Here is an 18,886-nt window from a genome sequence, read left to right on the forward strand (position 1 = left end):
CGAGGTGCCGTAGGGCGCGTTGGCGACCCGCGAGGTGATCTCCGGCTGCGGGATCGCGGTGATCAGCGTCGAGCGGTCGGTCGAGACCTCGCTGGTGTTGTCCTTGACGAAGGCCCGCCAGACGTACGGCGTGCTCCACTTCAGCTTGCCCGCGGGGACCGTGTACGCCTGCTTGGCCTGGTACGCCGTCGTCGTACAGCCGGTCGGGTCGCCGGTCGCCGTGGTGGCGCAGTACTCGAACTTGTACTGCAGCGTCTGCTTCGGCGGGGCGTCCAGGTCGACCGCCTGCGCCCACAGCTGCGGCGTCAGGGTCGGTGACTGGTAGCCGTTCGGCGGGTAGGCGTCCTGCAGCGTCGGGTCGATGTTGCGCACGCTCAGCCCGATTCGGGCCGGCGGCACGTTCTCGTCCGTGAAGACCTTGCCGCCGCTGGTCGCCATGCTGAAGTCGATCAAATAGTCGCCGATCGGCAGCGCCTTGATCGTGGCCTCGATCGACGTGGTCGCGCCGCGGGCCAGCGTGCTGCTCAGCGAGCCGGCGACGTACTGGCCGATCTTCGCGTTGGTCGACGCGTTGTAGAGCCGGTAGACGAGCCGGTAGCCGCTCGCCGGCCAGTCCATCGCGCTCTTGTTGGTGACGGTCACCTTCACCTTGCCGGCCTGGTTCTGCAGCACGGCCGGCTTGGGCGTGGGGTTCGGGATCGAGTACTTCGCGTTGTACGGGGTGTGGGTCACGTACAGGGTCGGCGGGTTGGCCGAGCCCGGGCCGGCGATGGTCTTCCAAGCGCCCGTGTCGGTGACCGGCGCCCGCAGCGAGATGCCGTTGTCCGCCTTGCCGTCGACCCAGCCCTGCACGAGGTCGCGGCCCTTGGCGCCCAGGTCGATCACGGTGCCGGTGACCGGGCACGACGACGTCGACTGGCCGTTGGAGACATAGCCCTGCGCGAACGAGTTCGACGCGATCGCGGCGCCCACCGCCGGCCCGGGATACGACGTCTTGGTGTCCTTCGACCACGAGCCGGTCACGGGATGCACGGTGACCGGGCGCGGCTTGCAGGACGGCGCGTCGTAGCCGACGATGCTCAGCTGCGCGTTAAAGATCGTCTCGTGCGCCAGGCGGGACACCAGGCCCGGGAACCGGACGTACGAGGCCGAGCTCACCGTGCCCTTCCTGCCGACCTCGAGCGTGTCGCCGCCGCCGCGCGAGCTGTCGCCCGACACGACCAGGCTCTCGGTGGCGGCGCCGTTGGCCATGACCGGCGGGTCCACGCGCACCGGGAAGGCCCGCGCCGGGTCGGTGAGCCAGCCCCGATCGACGGTCACCCGGAGCGAGCCGTCCTTCCCCAGGGTGTACGTCACCGCGTGCGAGATCTGCGACTTGGCGTCCACCATGTACCCGGCCGGGATCGTGCCGACCGTGGCGCCCTCGGCGTTGCGCAGCAGCACGGCGCCCTTGTCGAGCACGGCCGTCAAGCCGGTCAGGCGCAGCGGGAAGACGTACGTCTCCGGGGCCTGGGCCGAGCCGAGAACCAGTGTCTCCTTGACCCCGCCGGCCTGCGCCTGCAGTTCGACGTCCACACCCGGCCACACCTGCCGGTAGCTGGCGGTGTCCCCGCTGACGGTCGCCTCGACCGGGGCCGCGCCCTCGGCGCCGTAGGCGAGCACTCCCCCGCCGGGCAGCGTCACCCGGACGAACTCGCCGGCGTCCGCGGTCTTCGCCAGCCGCACCGGCACGGCGTCGGCCGCCCGCTGCCAGCCACCGGCCGGATCGGCCCGCCACGTGGAGTCGACCGGCGCCCAGGTGCCGTCGGCCTTCCGGTAGTTGAGCGGCGTGGCGGAGAACTGCGTGGTCTCGGTGCCGTCGGCGTTGGCGTACGTACGCTCGTGGGCACGGCGCTCGGCCGGCAGCTCCTTGCTGGTCCCGGAGCGGAAGCCGGTGTGCTTCGCGGCCGGGGCCGGCTTGACCTCGGCGACGTTGGCCGGGGCCTGCGCCGCCTTGCGCAGCGGGTACTTCGACCGCAGCGACGGCGGGTTCCAGGTGTTCTTCTTGCCGCCACCGGCCACCGGGTCCAGCCCGGACGCGTCGCCCCAGCGCTGCTCGGGCGCGGGCTTCGGGGCGTGCTGCTTCGCCGCCGGTGGGCGCGGGTTGAGCTGGACGGCTGTCGTGCCGCCCTGAGCGGTGCCCGCGGTCAGCAGGATCACGGCGCCGGCCGCGAGTCCGAGGTGGAAGGTTCTGGTCAGCGCCGAGTTCCGGGCACGCCGAAGGCCGCCGTGTCGCATGTGAAGTTTCCCCCGTGAGGCTGCGCGCCCGGCATAGACAGGCTTCGGTGCCGCGGCGCCGGGCAAAGATGTCACCTCACCGACACAGCGCGCAACCCCTAGATCGAGAGATCGGCATGTGTTACTTGTAACAGCTCGGTAACCGGGCCGAGTTGGCCCGCTGTTCATGTGAGCCCGTTAGAACCGGCCGCGGGTGCCGGCCCTCAGGAGATGAGGAGCAGCACCATGCCCACGACGTCTCGCCCCCTTCAGCTCCGCCACCGTAGCCAAGGGGTCCGACAAAACTCGCCCGCACGAACGCGGCGGGGCCCCTCCCGTCGTGCGGGAGGGGCCCCGGCGCGGGTCAGCCCATGTGCGGGTAGCGGTGGTCCGTCGCGGGGACGAAGGTCTCCTTGACGGCCCGCGGGCTGGTCCAGCGGCGCAGGTTGCTGGCCGCTCCGGCCTTGTCGTTGGTGCCGGAGGCGCGGCCGCCGCCGAAGGGCTGCTGGCCGACCACGGCACCGGTGGGCTTGTCGTTGATGTAGAAGTTGCCGGCCGCGTGGCGCAGGAAGTGCTGGGCCTGGGCGATGGCGGCGCGGTCCTGGGCGATGATCGCGCCGGTCAGGGCGTAGGGCGCCGCGGACTCCATCTGGTGCAGGACGGTCTCGTACTGGGCGTCGTCGTAGACGTGGACGGCGAGGACCGGGCCGAAGAACTCGGTCGTGAAGACGTCGTGCGTGGGATCCGTGCCCTCGATGATCGTGGGGCGGACGAAGTAGCCCTCGCTGTCGTCGGCCGTGCCGCCCGCGATGACCGTCAGCGAGTCGTCGCGGTGGGCGCGGTCGAGGACGCCGGCCAGCCGGTCGTAGGAGCGGCGGTCGATGACGGCGCTCAGGAAGTTGCCGAAGTCGGCGGGGTCGCCCATGGGCAGCCCGTCGGTGAGGGCGATCAGGTCGTCCTTGATGACGTTCCAGACGCTGCGCGGCACGTAGGCCCGGGAGGCCGCCGAGCACTTCTGGCCCTGGTACTCGAAGGCGCCGCGGATCATCGCGGTCCGCAGCACGGCGGGGTCGGCCGACGGGTGGGCGACGATGAAGTCCTTGCCGCCGGTCTCGCCGACCAGCCGCGGGTAGCTGCGGTAGGAGGCGATGTTGGTGCCGACCGTCTGCCACAGGTGCTGGAAGACCTTGGTCGAGCCGGTGAAGTGGATGCCGGCCAGGTCGGGGTCGGCCAGCACGACGTCGGACACGGCGAGGCCGTCGCCGGGCAGCATGTTGATGACGCCGGCGGGCAGGCCGGCCGCCTCGAGCAGGCGCATGGTGAAGTGCGCGGAGAGCTGCTGGGTCGGCGCCGGCTTCCAGATGACCGTGTTGCCCATGAGCGCCGGGGCGGTGGGCAGGTTGGCGCCGATCGACGTGAAGTTGAACGGCGTCACCGCGTAGACGAAGCCCTCGAGCGGGCGGTGGTCGAGGCGGTTCCACATGCCGGGGCCGGAGACGGGCTGCTCGGCGTGGATCTCGGTGGCGAACTGGACGTTGTAGCGCCAGAAGTCGATGAGCTCGCACGCGGCGTCGATCTCGGCCTGGTAGGACGTCTTGCTCTGGCCCAGCATGGTGGACGCGTTGAGGGTCTGGCGCCACGGGCCGGCGAGCAGGTCGGCGGCCTTGAGGAAGACCGCGGCCCGGTCCTCGAAGGACAGGGCGGCCCAGTCGGCGGCCGCACTCTTCGCGGCGTGCACGGCGGCCGCGGCGTCGGCCCGGGTCGAGTGGGCCGAGGTGCCGAGCACGTGGGCGTGCCGGTGGGGCACGACGACGTCGAACGCGTCGCCGCTGGGCCTGCGCTGGGCGCCGCCGATGGTGGCGGTCAGCTCGTGGCGCTCGCCGGCGATCTCGGCGAGGCGCTTCTCCAGCTCGGCCCGCTCCGCGGAACCGGGCGCGTAGTTGAGGACGGGCTCGTTGCGAGCCGGGGGCACCTGGATGGTCACGGCGGGCCTTTCAGGACGTGGTGGCGAGGGAACGGAGGAAGAAGGCGAGGTTGGCGGGGCGCTCGGCGAGCCGCCGGGAGAAGTAGCCGTACCAGTCGGTGCCGTAGGGCACGTAGACGCGCACGGTGTGTCCCGCGTCGGCCAGCCGGCGCTGCTCGGCGGCGCGGATGCCGTAGAGCATCTGGAACTCGGCGTCCGACCCGAGCGGGGTGAGCAGCCGCTCGGCGATGTCGATGATCCGCGGGTCGTGCGTGGCGACCATCGGGTAGGCCTCGGACTCGCCGAGGATGCGCAGGATCCGCACATAGGCGCGGTCGACGTCGCTCTTGGCCGAGTGGGCGACCGTCGACGGCTCGGCGTAGGCGCCCTTCACGATGCGCACCCGGGATCCCGGGACGGCGAGGTCACGCGCGTCGCCCTCGGTGCGGTGCAGCATGGCCTGCAGCACACAGCCCGTACGCGGGAAGTCCTTGCGCAGCGTGCGCAGCGTCTCGAGCGTGTGGTCGACGGTGGTGTGGTCCTCCATGTCGAGCGTGACGTCGACGCCGTGGGCATAGGCGTGCCCGGCCAGCTCCAGCGCGAAGGCGGTGGCGCGCTCCGGCCCGTCAGCGCCCAGCGACTGGCCCAGGGCCGACAGCTTGACGGAGATCTCGTTGCCCGCGGCCAGGCCGTCGGCCGCGAGCCGGGTGACGATTTCTTTGTACGCCACCACGGTGCGCTCGGCCGTCGCGAAGTCGGTGATGTCCTCGCCCAGGTGGTCGAGCGTGACGCGCAGCCCCGCGCCGTGCAGCTCGCGGACGGCGGCCAGCGCGTCGGCCGACCGCTCCCCGGCGACGAACCGGGACACCACCGGGCGCGCCAGCGGCGTGCGCGTGACCGTGGACCGCACCGCGGTGTTGCCGGCCACTGCCAGCACCAGCCGTCCGAACATGATGGCCTCCCTCTTCCCCCTCGAACGCTAGAAAGATCACGCGGCCCGCACCAGAGACAAATGTCATCTGATCTGATGACGCTGTTGTACATTTGGATGATGATCGAGGGCGACCCGGCGCAGCTGCAGGACCTGGTCGACACCGTGGCCGCCCGCACCGGCGCCCCGACCACGCTCGAGGACCGCGAGCTGCACCTGGTCGCCTCCTCCGGCCACGAGGAGGTGCTCGACGAGGTCCGCCGCCGCTCGATCCTGCGCCGCCGTTCCAGCCCCGACGTGCAGCGCCAGTTCGCCGCCTTCGGCATCGCCGCCGCCGAGGAGCCGCTGCGCATCCCGGCCGACGCCATCCCCGGCCTCTACGCGCGCTGGTGCGTCCCGGTCCGCTGGCGCGGCGTCGCGTACGGCTATCTGTGGCTCCTCGACCCGGACGAGTCCGTGCCCGTCGCCGCCGTGCGCGCCCTCGCCGGCATCGTCGACCAGCTCGCCGTCTCGATGGCCCGCCGCGCCCGGGCCAGCGACCGCACCTCCCTGGCCGTCGCCGACCTCCTCGCCCCCGACGCCGGCGCCCGGGCCCGGGCCGCCGAGGACCTGCGCCGCGACGGTCTGATCCCGGCCCGCGACGGCATCGTGCTGGTCGCCCTGGCCCGCCTCGACGCCGGACCGGTCGGCCCGGTCAACACCTGGCTGCTCCCCCGCGGCGTGCTCAGCACCCCGATCGGCCAGCGCAGCGCCCTGGTCCTCCCGGCGGGCACCCCCGACCCCGCGGCCATCGCCGAGCAGGCGGCCCGGTCACTGCTCGCCGAGCACCACGGCGGCGTGGCGGCGGGCGTCTCCGGCACCGTCGAGCCCACCGACGGTCACACCGCGTGGCGGCAGGCCGGCGCGGCGCTGCGCCTGGCGTTGCGGGCGGCTCCGGGCGGCACGAGCGTGCAGTCGTGGTCCGGCCTGGGCGCCCTGCGTCTGCTGGCCCTGGCCGAGCCCGCCGCCCTGGCCGCCACGCTCGGCGACGACCGCGCCCGGCGCCTGCTCGACGGCGACCCGGAGCTGGTGCGCACCGCGCGTACCTATCTGGACCTGGCCGGGAACGCCCAGCGCACGGCCGCCGCCCTGGCCGTCCACCGCCAGACGCTCTACCACCGGCTGCGCCGCGTCACGGCCCTGACCGGCTACGACCTGGAGGACGGCACCGATCGCCTGACCCTGCACCTGGTGTTAACCCTGGCCGACCTCGATCCCTGAGCCGAGCCACAACGGCACAGGGGTCTCGTCCGCCGGGTCGCCCGCGAGCCACTCCAGGGCGGCGGCGGGCGTGGCGAAGGTCGGGAACGCCGCCTCCAGCCGCATCGTGTGCAGCACGGTGAGGACCAGGCGCGAGGGGGCGGCCAGGCACAGGTGGCCGCCGCGCCGGCGCAGGTCCTGCCGGGCGCGGACGAGCAGGGCGAGGCTGTCGTGGTCGAGGCCCGGCACGGCGGCGAGGTCGACGACGACGTGCGGCCCGGCCTCGGCGGCGGCGGTCAGGGCGGCCCGGTCACCCTGCCACGGGAGCACGGCCGGAACGGTTGCCAGGATGGTCACCGCTCCACCCTGCCCCGCGAGACGCGCCCCCGCATCATCCCGCCGTAGGCATCGGTGTACCGCACCCGTAGTAGACCGGGCGACGGTAGCGTGGCGGCATGCAAGATCGAAGGCTGCGCGACCGGATCGTCCGCTACCGGGCCGATCCGGGGCTGCCGCGCGATCAGGCGGCGGCCCGGATAGCCGCGTACGTGTACGGCAACATCATCGTCTTCGCCACCACCGTGCCGCTGACCCCGGACGATCTGCATCACGCCCACGCCACGCTGCTCGTGCTCGGGGTCGCCGCGTCGACCTACCTCGCGCACGTGTTCGCCGACATCGTCGGGCACAACGTCCGCTCGGAGCTGCCCCTGACCCGCGCGGATCTCGGGCACGAGCTGCGCGACTCGTGGCCGGTGCTCACCTCGGGGCTGATCCCCGCGGCGCTGCTCCTGGCCGGGGCCTGGCACTGGCTGCCCGAGCGAGCGGCGATCGTCACGTCCGAGGTCTACCTGCTGCTGCGCATGGCGCTGATCGGGCTGCTGGTCGAGCGGCTCCGATCGGGGCGCCCGTCCGCACGTACCCTGCTCGCGGGCGTGCTGCTGGCCGCCGCGGCCGCCGGCGTCTCACTGGTGAAGGTGGCCATCGGTCACTGACACCGTCTGGTGCAGGTCGTTGAATCCCGTGGCCGGTTCCCAGGTGTCCACGGTGGCGAGCCGGATCGAGTACTCGGGCCGGTTCCGCAGGGCCGGGCTCGCGTCGGGCAGGTTGAGCAGCAGCTGATAGCGCCCGGAGGGGATCCCGGCCGTCGGCACCGTGAAGCTCACGTCGCCCGCCCAGCGCCGCGGGTCGGACGGGATCGGGACCCGGTGCACCCGGGCGCCGTCGCGCAGCACGAGCTCGGCGCCCCGGGGATTGATCGGCGCCGCCCAGCCGTCGTTGCGCACTCCCAGCCGTACGGTCAGCTCCCGCGCCCGCACCGACACCGTGCTCTCGGTGAGCCGGAGACGGTATCCCAGCGAGCGCCGCACGGTGTCCAGGCAGCCGCCGGCCGCCCAGCCGCGGAGCACGTCCGGCTGATAGTCGGTGTTGAGGAACGTCCAGTGGAAGCCGCTCAGCTCCTCCAGGGCCGTCGGGCAGTCGCTGCGTGGCGGGTTCGTGACACACGTCTCGCCGCCCATGGCGACATACAAGGTCTCCGCCCGGAGGTACGGATACTCGACCGCCGGATCCACGTAAGTGCCGTAGTCCTCGTACGGGGCGAGGAAGCAGTCGTTGTGGTGCCCGACCCGCGCCTGCGGCGTATCCGTGTACGCGGCGCCGGCTCCGACCGGCTCCGTCCCGTACAAGGTGCGCTTGTAGCCGGGCGTGCGCAGCTGCACCTGGCGTGACGCGGGCAGCGCCTGCAGCAGCCGGTCGACGACCCGGCGCCGGTTCGCCTGGTCGGTGGCGGAGACGACGCCCTCGTTGCCGAAGTGCTGGGTGTAGTACCACTCGCCCCACGCCCCGACGAACCCCGCCTGCATCACGTGGATGACGTCGGCGTTCTCCCGCAGGTACGGCGTCAGCTGCCCGATGTGCGACAGCACGCGTTCCACGGGGGCGTCGTCCCCGGCGGGGTCGTCGGTGTAGGCGAACCGGAGCACCATCTTGAGCCCGGCCGCCCGTACCGCGGCGGCCTGATCCTCAAGATGGCGCAGCGCCGCCGCGCTGATCGGCGCGTCCTGGAACCCCCGGAGGTAGAAGACGCACATCACCAGCGAGATGTGCTCCTCGGTCCGGTAGGCGCGCAGCACGGCGGGGTCGAACGTCGTCGCGTCGCAGTCGCCGGTGTGGTGGTAGAGCCCCCGGTCGGGGTTGGCGATGTCGGCCGTGTCCGGCGTGTAGACGACACGCTCGGCGGCCGGAGCCGCCGGAACGGCACCGAGCATCGTGGCGGCGAGCACGCCGGCGAGAAGGGCAGCGATCACGCTCTATATTTATGGTCTCCGTGGTAATTCCGTCAAGACATGCGGCCGGCGTCAGGAGAACAGTGCCGAGTAGCCGTTCAGTGCCGGCTGTCCACCGAGGTGGGCATAGAGGACGGTGGACGAGGGCTCGATCTCGCGGCAGGACACGAGGTCGATCAGCGCGGCCAGGCTCTTGCCCTCGTAGACCGGGTCCGTGACCATGCCCTCGGTACGCGCGCCCAGCTTCATGGCGTCCAGAGTGGCCTCGTCCGGGATCCCGTACGTGCCCGCGTGGTACCGGTCGTCGAGGATGATCTCCTCCTCGGTCAGCTCCCGCTCGACGCCGATGAGCGCGGCCGTGGCCCGGGCGATGCGGGCGACCTGGTCGCGGGTCTCCACGGGCTTGGCCGAGCCGTCGATGCCCAGCACCCGGCGGGGCCGGTCGTCGCCGAGGGCCGCGAAGCCCGCGATCATGCCCGCCTGGGTGCTGCCGGTGACCGAGCAGACGACGATCGTGTCGAAGAACACGCCCAGCGACGCCTCCTGCTCGGCGACCTCGGCCGCCCAGCCCGCGAAGCCCAGGCCGCCCAGGCGGTGGTCGGAGGCGCCGGCCGGGATCGCGTACGGCTTGCTGCCCGCCGCCTCGACCTCGGCCAGCGCGAGGTCCCAGCTCTCCTTGAAGCCGATGCCGAAGCCGGCCTTGACCAGCCGCACGTCCGCCCCGGCGAGCCGGCTGATGAGGATGTTGCCGACCTTGTCGTAGACGCTGTCCGGCCAGTCGACCCAGCTCTCCTGCACGAGCACGCACTTCAGCCCCGCGTACGCCGCGACGGCGGCGACCTGCCGCGTGTGGTTGGACTGCACGCCGCCGATGGACACCAGCGTGTCGCAGCCCTGCGCCAGCGCGTCGGCCACGAGATATTCGAGCTTGCGCGTCTTGTTGCCGCCGAAGGCGATGCCGGAGTTGACGTCCTCCCGCTTGGCCCACAGCTCGGCGCCGGCCAGGTGCCGGGTCAGCCTGTCCAGCTTGTGTACGGGCGAGGGCCCGAGCAGCAGCGGGTAACGCTCGAAGTCAGTCAGTGCCATGGTGGTCCCCCTGGTGGATGTGGCCCCAGATCACGCGGTTGACGGCGACCGCCCGGGCGGTGTCGCCGCTGGTGAGCGCCTCGATGAGCTCGTCGTGCTGCCGCACCGAGCGCTCGCCGTGCGGCGATGCCCACAGCAACCGTTCGGCCCGGCGGATCAGCGGGGTGAAACGCTCGATGGTCAGCGCGGCGGCGGCGTTGCCCCCGGCGAGAACGGGCACGGCGTGCAGCTCGTCGTCGGCGTCGAGCGCGGCGTCGAGGTCGCCTCCGCGCACCGCGGCGGCGAAGCGGGCCCCGGCCGTACGCATGCGGTCGAGCTGCCCCGCGGTGAGCGTGACCGACCGCAGCGCCAGGTCGTGCATCGCCCCGACCACGGCCGCCGCGTCGGCGACGTCCTTCTCCACCAGCGGCGTCACGCGCGTGTAGCTCTGCGGCTTGCTCTCGACGAGCCCCTCCGCGGTGAGCCTGCTGATCGCGTCGCGCACCGGCGCCTTGGAGAGCCCGAGGCTGTCCGCGAGATCGTCGGGCCGCAGCGCCACCCCGGGCGCCAGGCTGCCGTCGACGATGGCGGCCCGCAGCCGCTGATACGCCGCGTCCCGCAACAAGCTCCGCCCGACTCGCTCCACCACTGAAATGTTAGATGACAACGACCGGCAGCGAAAGACCAGCGCCGGTGGAGGGTGCCGCGCTATCGGGTGGCGGGCGAGGCCGGCGGTTCGGGCAGCGGCCGGAGCTTGGGGCGGGGCCGGCCCACGAAGGCGCCGGGCCGCCCGGCGAATGTGCGCGGACCCGTGGTCTCGGCCTGACGCGGGGGTGGTGGCCCGGCGCGCCGGGCCACCACGTGCAGGGCGAACAGCGCGTAGCCGGCCAGCACGGGGATCAGGCCCGGGTGCACGAGCACGGCCAGCAGCGCCGCTAGTCCGACCACCCCGGCAGACGCGAGGAGGGGACCCGGGCGGGCGAGGCGCCAGGCCGCCGGCGGCGAGGCGGTCACCGCGAGCAGGCCCGCGAGACCGGCCACGCCGAGGGCCACCACGAGCAGCGCGGCGAGAGCCACGGGGCCACCGGGCGCCGCTCCCGCGCGTACGGCCAGGAAGTCAATCGTGATCAGCGCGACCGCCGCGACCAGCGCGACCGACCAGCCCAGACCGGGCAGCAGTGCGCGCGCGAAGGTCGCGCCCAGCGCGCGCGGCGACGGCCAGGCGTCGTGGTCGAGGTGGTGGCGGATCGCCGCGCTGCCGGTGGCGACGGCCGCGCCCGCCGTGACCACCGGCAGCGCCGCCCCCGTGACGAGAAAGCCCAGAACTGCGAGATCGGCGGCCGTACGAGCGGATTCACGCCAGTCACGACGCACAGCGATTCACCCCTTCAGTCCGCTGGTGTTGATGCCTTCGACGAGCAGTCGCTGGAAGGCGACGAAGAACAGGAACACCGGGACGAGCGACAACAACGACATGGCGAACATGGGTCCCACCGCCGACTCGCTCGTGGAGTCGATGAAGAGCGTCAGCGCGACCGGGGCGGTGTAGTCGTTCAGCTCGGACAGATAGACCAGCTGGCGGAAGAAGTCGTTCCAGGTCCAGATGAACGAGAAGATCGCCGTGGTCACGAGCGCCGGGCGGCTGAGCGGCAGGATGACGTGCTGAAAGATCTTGTACGGATTGGCGCCGTCGATGGTCGCCGCCTCGTCCAGTTCGCGCGGGATGCCGCGCATGAACTGCACCATGAGGAAGACGAAGAACGCCTCGGTCGCCAGGAACTGCGGCACGAGCAGCGGCAGATACGGGAAGTCGCCGCCCACCCAGCCGAGCGTCCGGAAGAGGATGTACTGCGGGATGATCAGCACGTGCCCGGGCAGCAGGAGCGTCCCGATCATGACCGCGAACCACAGGCCGCGCAGGCGGAAACGCAAGCGGCCCAGCGCGTACGCGGCGAGCAGGCAACTGATCACGTTGCCGGCCACCGTCAGGATCGACACCAGGGCGCTGTTGAGGAAGAAGCGCCCGAAGCTGACGTCGAAGTTGTTCCATCCGTTGGTGAAGTTCGACGGCGTGAACGTCTCGGGCACCAGCCCGATGTTGCTGGCGATCTCCTGCGGCGACTTGAACGACGTGCCGACCATCCAGATGAGCGGATAGAGCACCACGACGACGATGAGCAGCAGTACGAGAACGCGCAACCGGCGACGGACAAGCATCAGCGGCCCTCGCTGTCGGAATAGTGGACCCAGAAGCGGCCGGTGCGGAAGAGCACGACCGTGATGAGCCCGATGGCGAGCAGGAAGACCCACGCCATCGCGGACGCGTAACCCATGTCGAGGCGGACGAAGCCGTTGATGTAGAGATTCAGCGTGTACATGAGCGTGGAGTCGACCGGGCCGCCCTCACCGTTGCTGATGACGAAGGCGGACGTGAATCCCTGGAAGCCGTTGATGGTCTCCAGCACCAGGTTGAAGAAGATGACCGGGGACAGCATCGGCAGCGTGATGTGCACGAATTGCCGCCACGCGCCGGCGCCGTCGACCGACGCCGCCTCGTAGAGTTCCGTGGGGACCTGTTTGAGGCCGGCCAGGAAAATGATCATCGGCGCGCCGAACTGCCAGATCGCGAGCAGCATGAGCGTTTCCAGCGCCCATTTCGGGTCGTTGACCCAGGGCGCGCCCTCGATGCCGACGATGCTCAGCAGCGAGTTGAAGGCGCCGTCGCGGTTGAACATGCTGACCCAGACGATCGCCAGGGCCACACTGCCGCCCAGCAGCGACGGCAGATAGAACAGCCCGCGGAAGAGCCCGACCCCGCGGAAGACCTTGTTGAGCAGCAGCGCCACCCCGAGGGCCGCGGCCAGCTTCAACGGTACGGCCACCAGCGCGAACGTGACGGTGACGCGCACCGAGTGCCAGTACGACGGGTCGTCGGTGAACATCCGCCGGTAGTTGTCCCAGCCCACCCACTCCGCCTCGGACAGCGGGGTGAGCACGTCGTAGTTCGTGAAGCTGAGGTAGAGCGACAGCAGCATCGGGATCGCCGTGATCACCGCGAGGCCGAGCAGCCACGGGCTGAGGAACAGGTAGCCGGGCAGGTTCTCGCGGCGGCGGGCCAGGCCCGGGGCCTGCCGGTGGGTGGCAGGCCTCCGGGGTGGTGCCGGACTCATGACGGCCACGTGCGTCAGCCCTGCCCGATCGCGGCCTTGGCGGCGGCGACGTAGGCGGCCGCGGCGGCGGCCGGCGTCTGGCGCCCGTACTGGACCTCCTCCGCGGCCTTGACCAGCTCGGTCTTGACCTTGCTGTGGCCGGGCAGCGGGACGGCCGGCGCCGGGCCGAACTTCGGCACGAGCTGGTCCTCGACGGCGATCGACGCCTTCATCGCCGGGTCGGTCGTCGTCGCGGCGACCTCCTTGCGGATGTCGAGGTTGGACGGCAGCCCGCGGTCGGTGCCCAGGATCTTGCCGGCCTCCGGGTCATTGGCCAGGAAGTTGACGACGTCGACGGCCGCTTCCTTGTGCTTGCTGCCGCGGAAGACCGAGAAGTACATGGAGGCGCGGGCCCACTGCGCGCTCGGGTCGCCCGGGTAGGAGACCACGCCGAGCTCGTCCTCGGTGTTCTTCTTCAGCTCCGGCATCTGGTTGGCCCACACCCAGCTGGTGGCGGCCTTGCCGGTGACGACGAGCTGCTTGCTGATGTCGGTGACGTTGCCCTCGTGGATGACGTCGGGGGTCGGGGTGGCGCCCTGCTCGCGGGCCTTCTTCCACAGGTCGAACCAGGCGGTCACGTCCTGCTCGGTGAACCCCAGCTCCTTGCCGTTGTAGAGGTCCTTGCCCTGCTGCCGGATCCACACCCAGAACGCCTGGTACGTGGCGCTGGGGTCCTGGGTGCCCGGAACCTTGGTGACCTTGCTGACGTTGGCGGCCCAGCTGATCAGGTCGTCCCAGCTCATCCCGATCGTGGGCTCCGGCAGCTTGTGCTTCGCGAGCAGCGTCTTGTTGTAGACCAGCCCCTGGGTGTTCTCCCCGAAGGACAGGCCGGCGAGCTTGCCGTCTACCACCCCGTACTTCCACAGGCCCTCGGGGAACTTCGACGTGTCCACCTTGCCGCTCTGCTGGTAGGGCGTCAGGTCCAGGGTCACGTTGCGGGTCGCGTACTCGGCGATGTAGTTGTCGTCGATCTGGAAGATGTCCGGCGGGTTGCCGCCGGCGGTGAGCGTCGCGAGCTTGTCGAAGTAGCCCTGGTTGGCCTGCCAGGTCTTCTTGAAGGTCACGTCCGGGTGCTTCTGGTGGTAGAGGTCGAGCGCCTTCTCGGTGAGCTGGGCGCGGTTCTCGGCGCCCCACCAGAAGATCGACAGCTCGACCTGGCCGTCACCGGAGTCGTCGTCGCCACCGCACGCGGCGGCGCCCATCAGCAGAGGTACGGTCAGCGCGGCGGCGAGCAGGCGGCGCCGCCGGAGTTGTGTGCGCAACATGGCACTCCAGTCGTCACAAGGCTTTCTCGGGAACCGTGCTCGTGGATTCGCGCACCACCAGCTCGGTCTGCAGATTGATCAGTGCGGTGGTGCGGCGGTCGTCGCCGTACGCGAGCAGCATGTCGACGGCCGCCCTGCCGGCGGCGGCGGTGGGCGTCGCCACCGTGGTCAGCTTGGGGCGGGTGAGGCGGCTCAGCGCGATGTCGTCGATGCCGGCCACGCTGACGTCGCGGGGCACCCGCAGGCCCCGGCCGTGCAGGCCCTCGATCAGGCCCAGGGCCATCAGGTCGTTGTAGGCGAGCACCGCGGTGACACCCGCCTTGGCGACGGCGTCGGCCGCGGCGAGCCCCCCGTCCTCGGTGGGCGCGTTCGGGCCGGTGACGAGCAGATCAGCTCCCGCCGTACGGGCGGCAGCCGCGGCCGAGCGGCGGATCTCCTTGCTCGTCCACGACCCCCGGGGCCCCGCCGCGAGCGCGATCGACCGGTGCCCCAGCCCGGTCAGGTGCTCGATCGCCAGCCGCGCGCCCTGGGCCACGTCCATGACCACGGCGGGCAGCCCGGTGATCTGCCGGTTGACCACGACCAGCGGCACCTCGCGGCTGAGCTGCTCGATCAGGCTGTTGCTCATCCGGGGGCTGCACAGCAGCACCCCGTCGACCTGTTTGGCCAGGGCCCGGACCAGCTCCTCCTCGGCGATCGCGTCCTCGTTGGTGTCGGCCACGAAGATGTGGTGGTCGTGCTTGCGGGCCTGGCTCTCCGCCGCCTTGATCAGCGGCGGGAAGAACGGGTTGGCGATGTCCGCCACGATCAGGCCGATGTTGCAGGTGCGGCCGGTGATGAGCGCGCGGGCCGCCCGGTTGGGGCGGTAGCCGAGCTGCTCGGCGCAGGCCAGCACCCGGGTGCGGGTCTCCACGTTGACCAGGTGCGGGGCGGAGAACGTGCGGGAGACCGTGGAGATGTGCACGCCGGAGGCGCGGGCGACGTCGCGAATCGTGGCCGGCATGCGGGCGCCTCCTTCGCTTTCATGATCGATTACCGGTGTTTCCCCGGGCTTTCTTGATCAATTTCCGGGGTTGGTTCCGCTTCGTGTTCCGGGGTTGCTTCCGTTTCGTGGGAGCGATCCCATACAGTGGCGTGCGTCACTGCGTTGGCCCATTAATGCAAGCGGTTGCAGCCGTGTCAATGGTTGTTTGTTGCGAATGGGTGACCGGGCCGGGACCAATGTGGTGACGCAGCCGGTCAGAAGCGGACATAGCGGCACGGTCCGTTGACGGGCAGACATTGACGTGCCTAGTTTCCTTGCAAACGTTTGTAGCTTCGGGGGTTCACATGAACCGACGCTTCGCTCTGGTGGGAACCGGGGCTCGCGCCGAGATGTTCGTCCAGGCGATCACCGCGTCGCCGGCCGCTCAGCTGGTCGCCTTCTGCGACACGAACGAGCACCGCATGGCCGTCCACAACGGCTGGCTGCCGGCGCCCGTGCCCACCTACGCGGCCGGTGACCTGGCGACGATGCTCGCCCGTGAGCGCGCCGACGTCCTCATCGTGACGAGCGTCGACGCCACGCACGCCGGGCACATCGTCACCGCGCTCGAGGCCGGCTGCGACGTCATCACCGAGAAGCCGATGACCACCGACGCTGCCGGCTGCCGCGCCATCCTCGACGCCATCGCGCGGACAGGGCGGCAGGTGTCCGTAGCGTTCAACTATCGCTTCAACCCGGTGCACGAACGCGTACGGATGCTGCTCGCCGAGGGCGCGGTCGGTGAGATCGGGTCGGTGCACTTCGAGTGGCTGCTCGACGTCCGGCACGGCGCCGACTACTTCCGCCGCTGGCACCGCGACAAGGCCAACTCCGGCGGCCTGCTCGTGCACAAGGCGGGCCACCACTTCGACCTGGTCAACTGGTGGCTCGGCACGGCCCCGGCCGAGGTCTACGCCTCCGGCAAGCTCTTCTTCTACGGCGAGAACGGCAAGCGCCACGGGTACGCCCGGGAGTACGACCGCGTCCACGGCAGCCCGGCCGCCACGGACGACCCGTTCGCCCTGCACCTCGCGGACAATCCCCGGCTCCGTTCGCTCTACCTCGACGCCGAGCAACTCGACGGCTACCACCGCGACCAGAACGTCTTCGCGCCGGGCGTGACCATCGAGGACGACATGGCGGTGCTGGTCCGCTACGACACGGGCGCGACGATGACGTACCACCTGACCGCGTACTCGCCGTGGGAGGGCTATCGACTCATGGTCAACGGGAGCCGGGGGCGCCTGGAACTCGAAGTCGTCGAGAACGACCACGTCAGCCCGTCCGCCGCCGGCTCCCTCAAGGGTGCCGCGGTGCACGGCATGACCGAGAACCCGGAGCACGGCCACCGCCGCCTCACCCTGCACCCCTTCTGGGAGCCCGCCCGCGAGATCGATCTCCCCTCGTCACCGCGCGGCGGGCACGGAGGCGCCGACGAGCGCATGACCGCCGTCCTCCTCGGCACCGCAACCGATCCTCTCGCCCGGTCCGCGACCGCCCGCGACGGCGCCCTCGCCCTGGCCACCGGCCTCGCCGCCAACGAATCCCTGCGCACCGGCGCGCCCGTCGCCGTCAAAGACCTCGCCCTCTTCTAGCCCCCGCCCCTACGCCTCTTCGCCGCCTCCTCCCTTCGCCTCCCGTCCTGCCTCTGCCGCCCGCTCTCCCTTCTGCCGCCCGCTCTCCCTTCTGCCGCCCGCTCTCCCTTCTGCCGCCCTCTTTGTTCGCCGCCCCTCGTCCCTTCGCCGCTCTCTTCGCCCCCTGTCTCTTCGCTTGTTGTCTTCTCCGTGCGTTGCTGAGCGTTCTGCTCGTTTGCTCGTGTTCGTCTGCTCGTTTTGTGACCGACTGCTTTCGAGGTGACCGTGCCCGATCCTGTCTTCGCCACCGACGCCCGGCAGCGGGACATCGCCGTCGAGCTGCACGCGCTCGTCCGCGACCTGCCGCTGATCTGCCCGCACGGGCACGTCGACCCCGGCCTGCTCGCCGGCGACGAGCCGTTCCCCGATCCGGCGCACCTGCTGGTCGTACCCGATCATTACGTCACCCGGATGCTGCTCAGCCAGGGCATCCCGCCGGCGCGCCTCGGCGTGCCCACGCGCGACGGCAGCCCGGTGGAGACCGACGGCCGCACGATCTGGCGCCTGCTCGCCCAGAACTGGCACCTCTTCCGCGGCACGCCGTCGCGCCTCTGGCTCGAGCAGACGTTCACGCGCGTGTTCGGCATCGACACGCCGCTGAGCGCCAAGACGGCCGACCTGCTCTACGACGCGATCGCCGAGCGCCTGGCCGAGCCGGCGTTCCGCCCCCGCGCCCTGTTCGAGCGGTTCACCATCGAGGTGCTGGCCACCACCGAGTCGCCGCTCGACGACCTGTCCCGCCACGCCAAGCTGGCCGCCGACGGCTGGGGCGGCCCGGGCGGCCGGGTGATCACCACGTTCCGGCCGGACGAGGTGGTGGACATCGAGTTCGACGGCTGGGCGTCCAAGATCGCGCGGCTCGGCGAGCTGACCGGCTCGGACACGACGACGTTCACCGGCTACCTCGATGCGTTGCGCGCCCGCCGAGCGGCGTTCATCGAAGCGGGCGCGACATCGTCCGACCACGGGCACCTCACCGCCCGTACCGAGCGTTTGAGCAAAACAGACGTCCAAGCCCTGTTCGAACGCGCACTCCGCGGCACGGCCTCACCGGCGGACGCGGAGCTGTTCCGAGCGCACATGCTGCTCGAGTTCACCCGCATGTCCCTCGACGACGGCCTGGTCCTCCAGCTACACCCGGGCGCGGTCCGCAACCACAACCGCTGGCTCCACGAGACCCACGGCCGCGACGTGGGCGGCGACATCCCGCAGGCCACCGACTACGTCCACGCCCTCCGGCCGCTGCTGGAGGAACACGGAAACGACCCCCGGCTGCGGATCGTGGTCTACACGCTGGACGAGCACACGTACAGCCGGGAACTGGCCCCGCTGGCAGGCGGCTACGCGGCTCTCTACCTGGGCGCGCCGTGGTGGTTCCTCGACACCCCGGACGGCCTGCGCCGCTTCCGCGAGTCTGTGACCGACAGCGCCGGCTTCTACAACACGGCCGGCTTCGTCGACGACACAAGAGCATTCTGCTCCATCCCCGTCCGCCACGACATAGCCCGCCGCTCCGACGCCGCCTACCTGGCCTCCCTCGTGGCCCAGGACCGCCTCCCCTACGACGAAGCCGCCGAGACCATCGCCGACCTCGCCTACCACCTCCCCAAGAAGATCTTCCGCCTCGACTCCCCGCCCAGTGCCCCCACCACCGCCGCTTCCCCCACCCCGCGTGACGAGGCCCCGCAATGACCCGAACCTCGCCGCAAGCACGCACCCGCCCCACCGCAGCACCACGACCCGGCGCAAACGCGCACTCGCCCACCGCAGCCCAGCGCGACAACGCATTCGCTCATTGCAGCCCTACAACCGGCCGCGAACGCGCAACCACCCACCGCGCCACGGGAAGCCGCGCGCTGAACCGAAACCGCGCGACGGACACGCGCCCACTCGCCGCAGCACCGCAACCTGGAGCAGACGTGCACTCGCGCACCGCAGCACCACGACCCGGCGCGAGCGCGCAGTCTCCCACCCCAGCACCGCACCCTGGCGCAGATGCGCACTCGCGCACC

Annotated in this window: 15 protein-coding genes and 1 pseudogene; 4 read left to right on the forward strand and 12 right to left on the reverse strand. The window is 71.2% G+C overall.

What is annotated here, in order from left to right:
• From RAN62_RS38525 to RAN62_RS38535, 3 genes are all read right to left on the reverse strand, one after another.
• Window positions 1-2,277, reverse strand: a 2,277-nt coding sequence (locus RAN62_RS38525) for a DNRLRE domain-containing protein (RefSeq protein WP_305789826.1), incomplete at its 3' end; no start/stop codon positions are given.
• 343 nt (window positions 2,278-2,620) lie between these two features.
• Window positions 2,621-4,240 carry an L-glutamate gamma-semialdehyde dehydrogenase gene (gene pruA, locus RAN62_RS38530; protein WP_305789827.1) on the reverse strand — a complete coding sequence of 540 codons (1,620 nt, stop codon included), beginning with the start codon at window positions 4,238-4,240 and terminating at the stop codon, window positions 2,621-2,623.
• Between the two features lie 10 nt (window positions 4,241-4,250).
• Window positions 4,251-5,171 (reverse strand): proline dehydrogenase family protein, encoded by a 921-nt coding sequence (locus RAN62_RS38535; protein WP_305789828.1) that lies wholly within the window; start codon window positions 5,169-5,171, stop codon window positions 4,251-4,253.
• Window positions 5,172-5,246: 75 nt separating this feature from the next.
• Between RAN62_RS38535 and RAN62_RS38540 the strand changes: the two genes are divergently transcribed.
• Window positions 5,247-6,410 carry a PucR family transcriptional regulator gene (locus RAN62_RS38540; RefSeq protein ID WP_305789829.1) on the forward strand — a complete coding sequence of 388 codons (1,164 nt, stop codon included), beginning with the start codon at window positions 5,247-5,249 and terminating at the stop codon, window positions 6,408-6,410.
• A 57-nt stretch (window positions 6,411-6,467) separates the two neighbouring features.
• Here RAN62_RS38540 and RAN62_RS38545 read toward each other — a convergent pair.
• Window positions 6,468-6,698, reverse strand: a pseudogene (locus tag RAN62_RS38545) (STAS domain-containing protein); the annotation flags it as partial.
• 146 nt (window positions 6,699-6,844) lie between these two features.
• Between RAN62_RS38545 and RAN62_RS38550 the strand changes: the two are divergent.
• Window positions 6,845-7,384, forward strand: coding sequence for a hypothetical protein (locus tag RAN62_RS38550; protein ID WP_305789830.1), 540 nt, complete (start codon window positions 6,845-6,847; stop codon window positions 7,382-7,384).
• On the opposite strand, the gene RAN62_RS38555 is transcribed toward RAN62_RS38550, so the two are convergent.
• The 8 genes from RAN62_RS38555 to RAN62_RS38590 form a co-directional block, all read right to left on the reverse strand.
• On the reverse strand, window positions 7,355-8,698 hold the full coding sequence (locus RAN62_RS38555) for a DUF4832 domain-containing protein (RefSeq protein ID WP_305789831.1): 1,344 nt from the start codon (window positions 8,696-8,698) through the stop codon (window positions 7,355-7,357). The genes RAN62_RS38550 and RAN62_RS38555 overlap by 30 nt on opposite strands.
• A 51-nt stretch (window positions 8,699-8,749) precedes the next feature.
• Window positions 8,750-9,763: a 1-aminocyclopropane-1-carboxylate deaminase gene (locus RAN62_RS38560; protein WP_305789832.1), complete on the reverse strand. Its 1,014-nt coding sequence runs from the start codon at window positions 9,761-9,763 to the stop codon at window positions 8,750-8,752.
• A complete protein-coding gene (locus RAN62_RS38565; protein ID WP_305789833.1) occupies window positions 9,750-10,388 on the reverse strand; it encodes a GntR family transcriptional regulator in 639 nt (212 codons plus the stop codon). Before RAN62_RS38565 ends, RAN62_RS38560 begins: the two co-directional genes overlap by 14 nt.
• A 62-nt stretch (window positions 10,389-10,450) precedes the next feature.
• A complete protein-coding gene (locus RAN62_RS38570; protein ID WP_305789834.1) occupies window positions 10,451-11,116 on the reverse strand; it encodes a hypothetical protein in 666 nt (221 codons plus the stop codon).
• Between the two features lie 6 nt (window positions 11,117-11,122).
• Entirely contained in the window at window positions 11,123-11,959 is an 837-nt protein-coding gene (locus RAN62_RS38575; protein ID WP_305789835.1) for a carbohydrate ABC transporter permease, read from the reverse strand.
• Window positions 11,959-12,912, reverse strand: coding sequence for a carbohydrate ABC transporter permease (locus tag RAN62_RS38580; RefSeq protein WP_305789836.1), 954 nt, complete (start codon window positions 12,910-12,912; stop codon window positions 11,959-11,961). Before RAN62_RS38580 ends, RAN62_RS38575 begins: the two co-directional genes overlap by 1 nt.
• 14 nt (window positions 12,913-12,926) lie before the next feature.
• The gene (locus tag RAN62_RS38585) at window positions 12,927-14,153 is read right to left on the reverse strand and encodes an ABC transporter substrate-binding protein (protein ID WP_305789894.1); all 1,227 of its coding nucleotides are present in this window, start codon (window positions 14,151-14,153) and stop codon (window positions 12,927-12,929) included.
• 76 nt (window positions 14,154-14,229) lie between these two features.
• A complete protein-coding gene (locus RAN62_RS38590) occupies window positions 14,230-15,219 on the reverse strand; it encodes a LacI family DNA-binding transcriptional regulator (protein ID WP_305789837.1) in 990 nt (329 codons plus the stop codon).
• A gap of 326 nt (window positions 15,220-15,545) precedes the next feature.
• Between RAN62_RS38590 and RAN62_RS38595 the strand changes: the two genes are divergently transcribed.
• Both RAN62_RS38595 and uxaC read left to right on the forward strand, forming a co-directional pair.
• Window positions 15,546-16,835 (forward strand): Gfo/Idh/MocA family protein, encoded by a 1,290-nt coding sequence (locus RAN62_RS38595; RefSeq protein ID WP_305789838.1) that lies wholly within the window; start codon window positions 15,546-15,548, stop codon window positions 16,833-16,835.
• Between the two features lie 264 nt (window positions 16,836-17,099).
• Complete coding sequence (uxaC, locus tag RAN62_RS38600; RefSeq protein WP_305789839.1) at window positions 17,100-18,566, forward strand: glucuronate isomerase; 1,467 nt, start codon at window positions 17,100-17,102, stop codon at window positions 18,564-18,566.
• The last annotated feature ends 320 nt before the right edge of the window (window positions 18,567-18,886 follow it).

Origin of the sequence: Symbioplanes lichenis (genome assembly GCF_030709675.1) — a bacterium.
GTDB lineage: Bacteria > Actinomycetota > Actinomycetes > Mycobacteriales > Micromonosporaceae > Actinoplanes > Actinoplanes lichenis.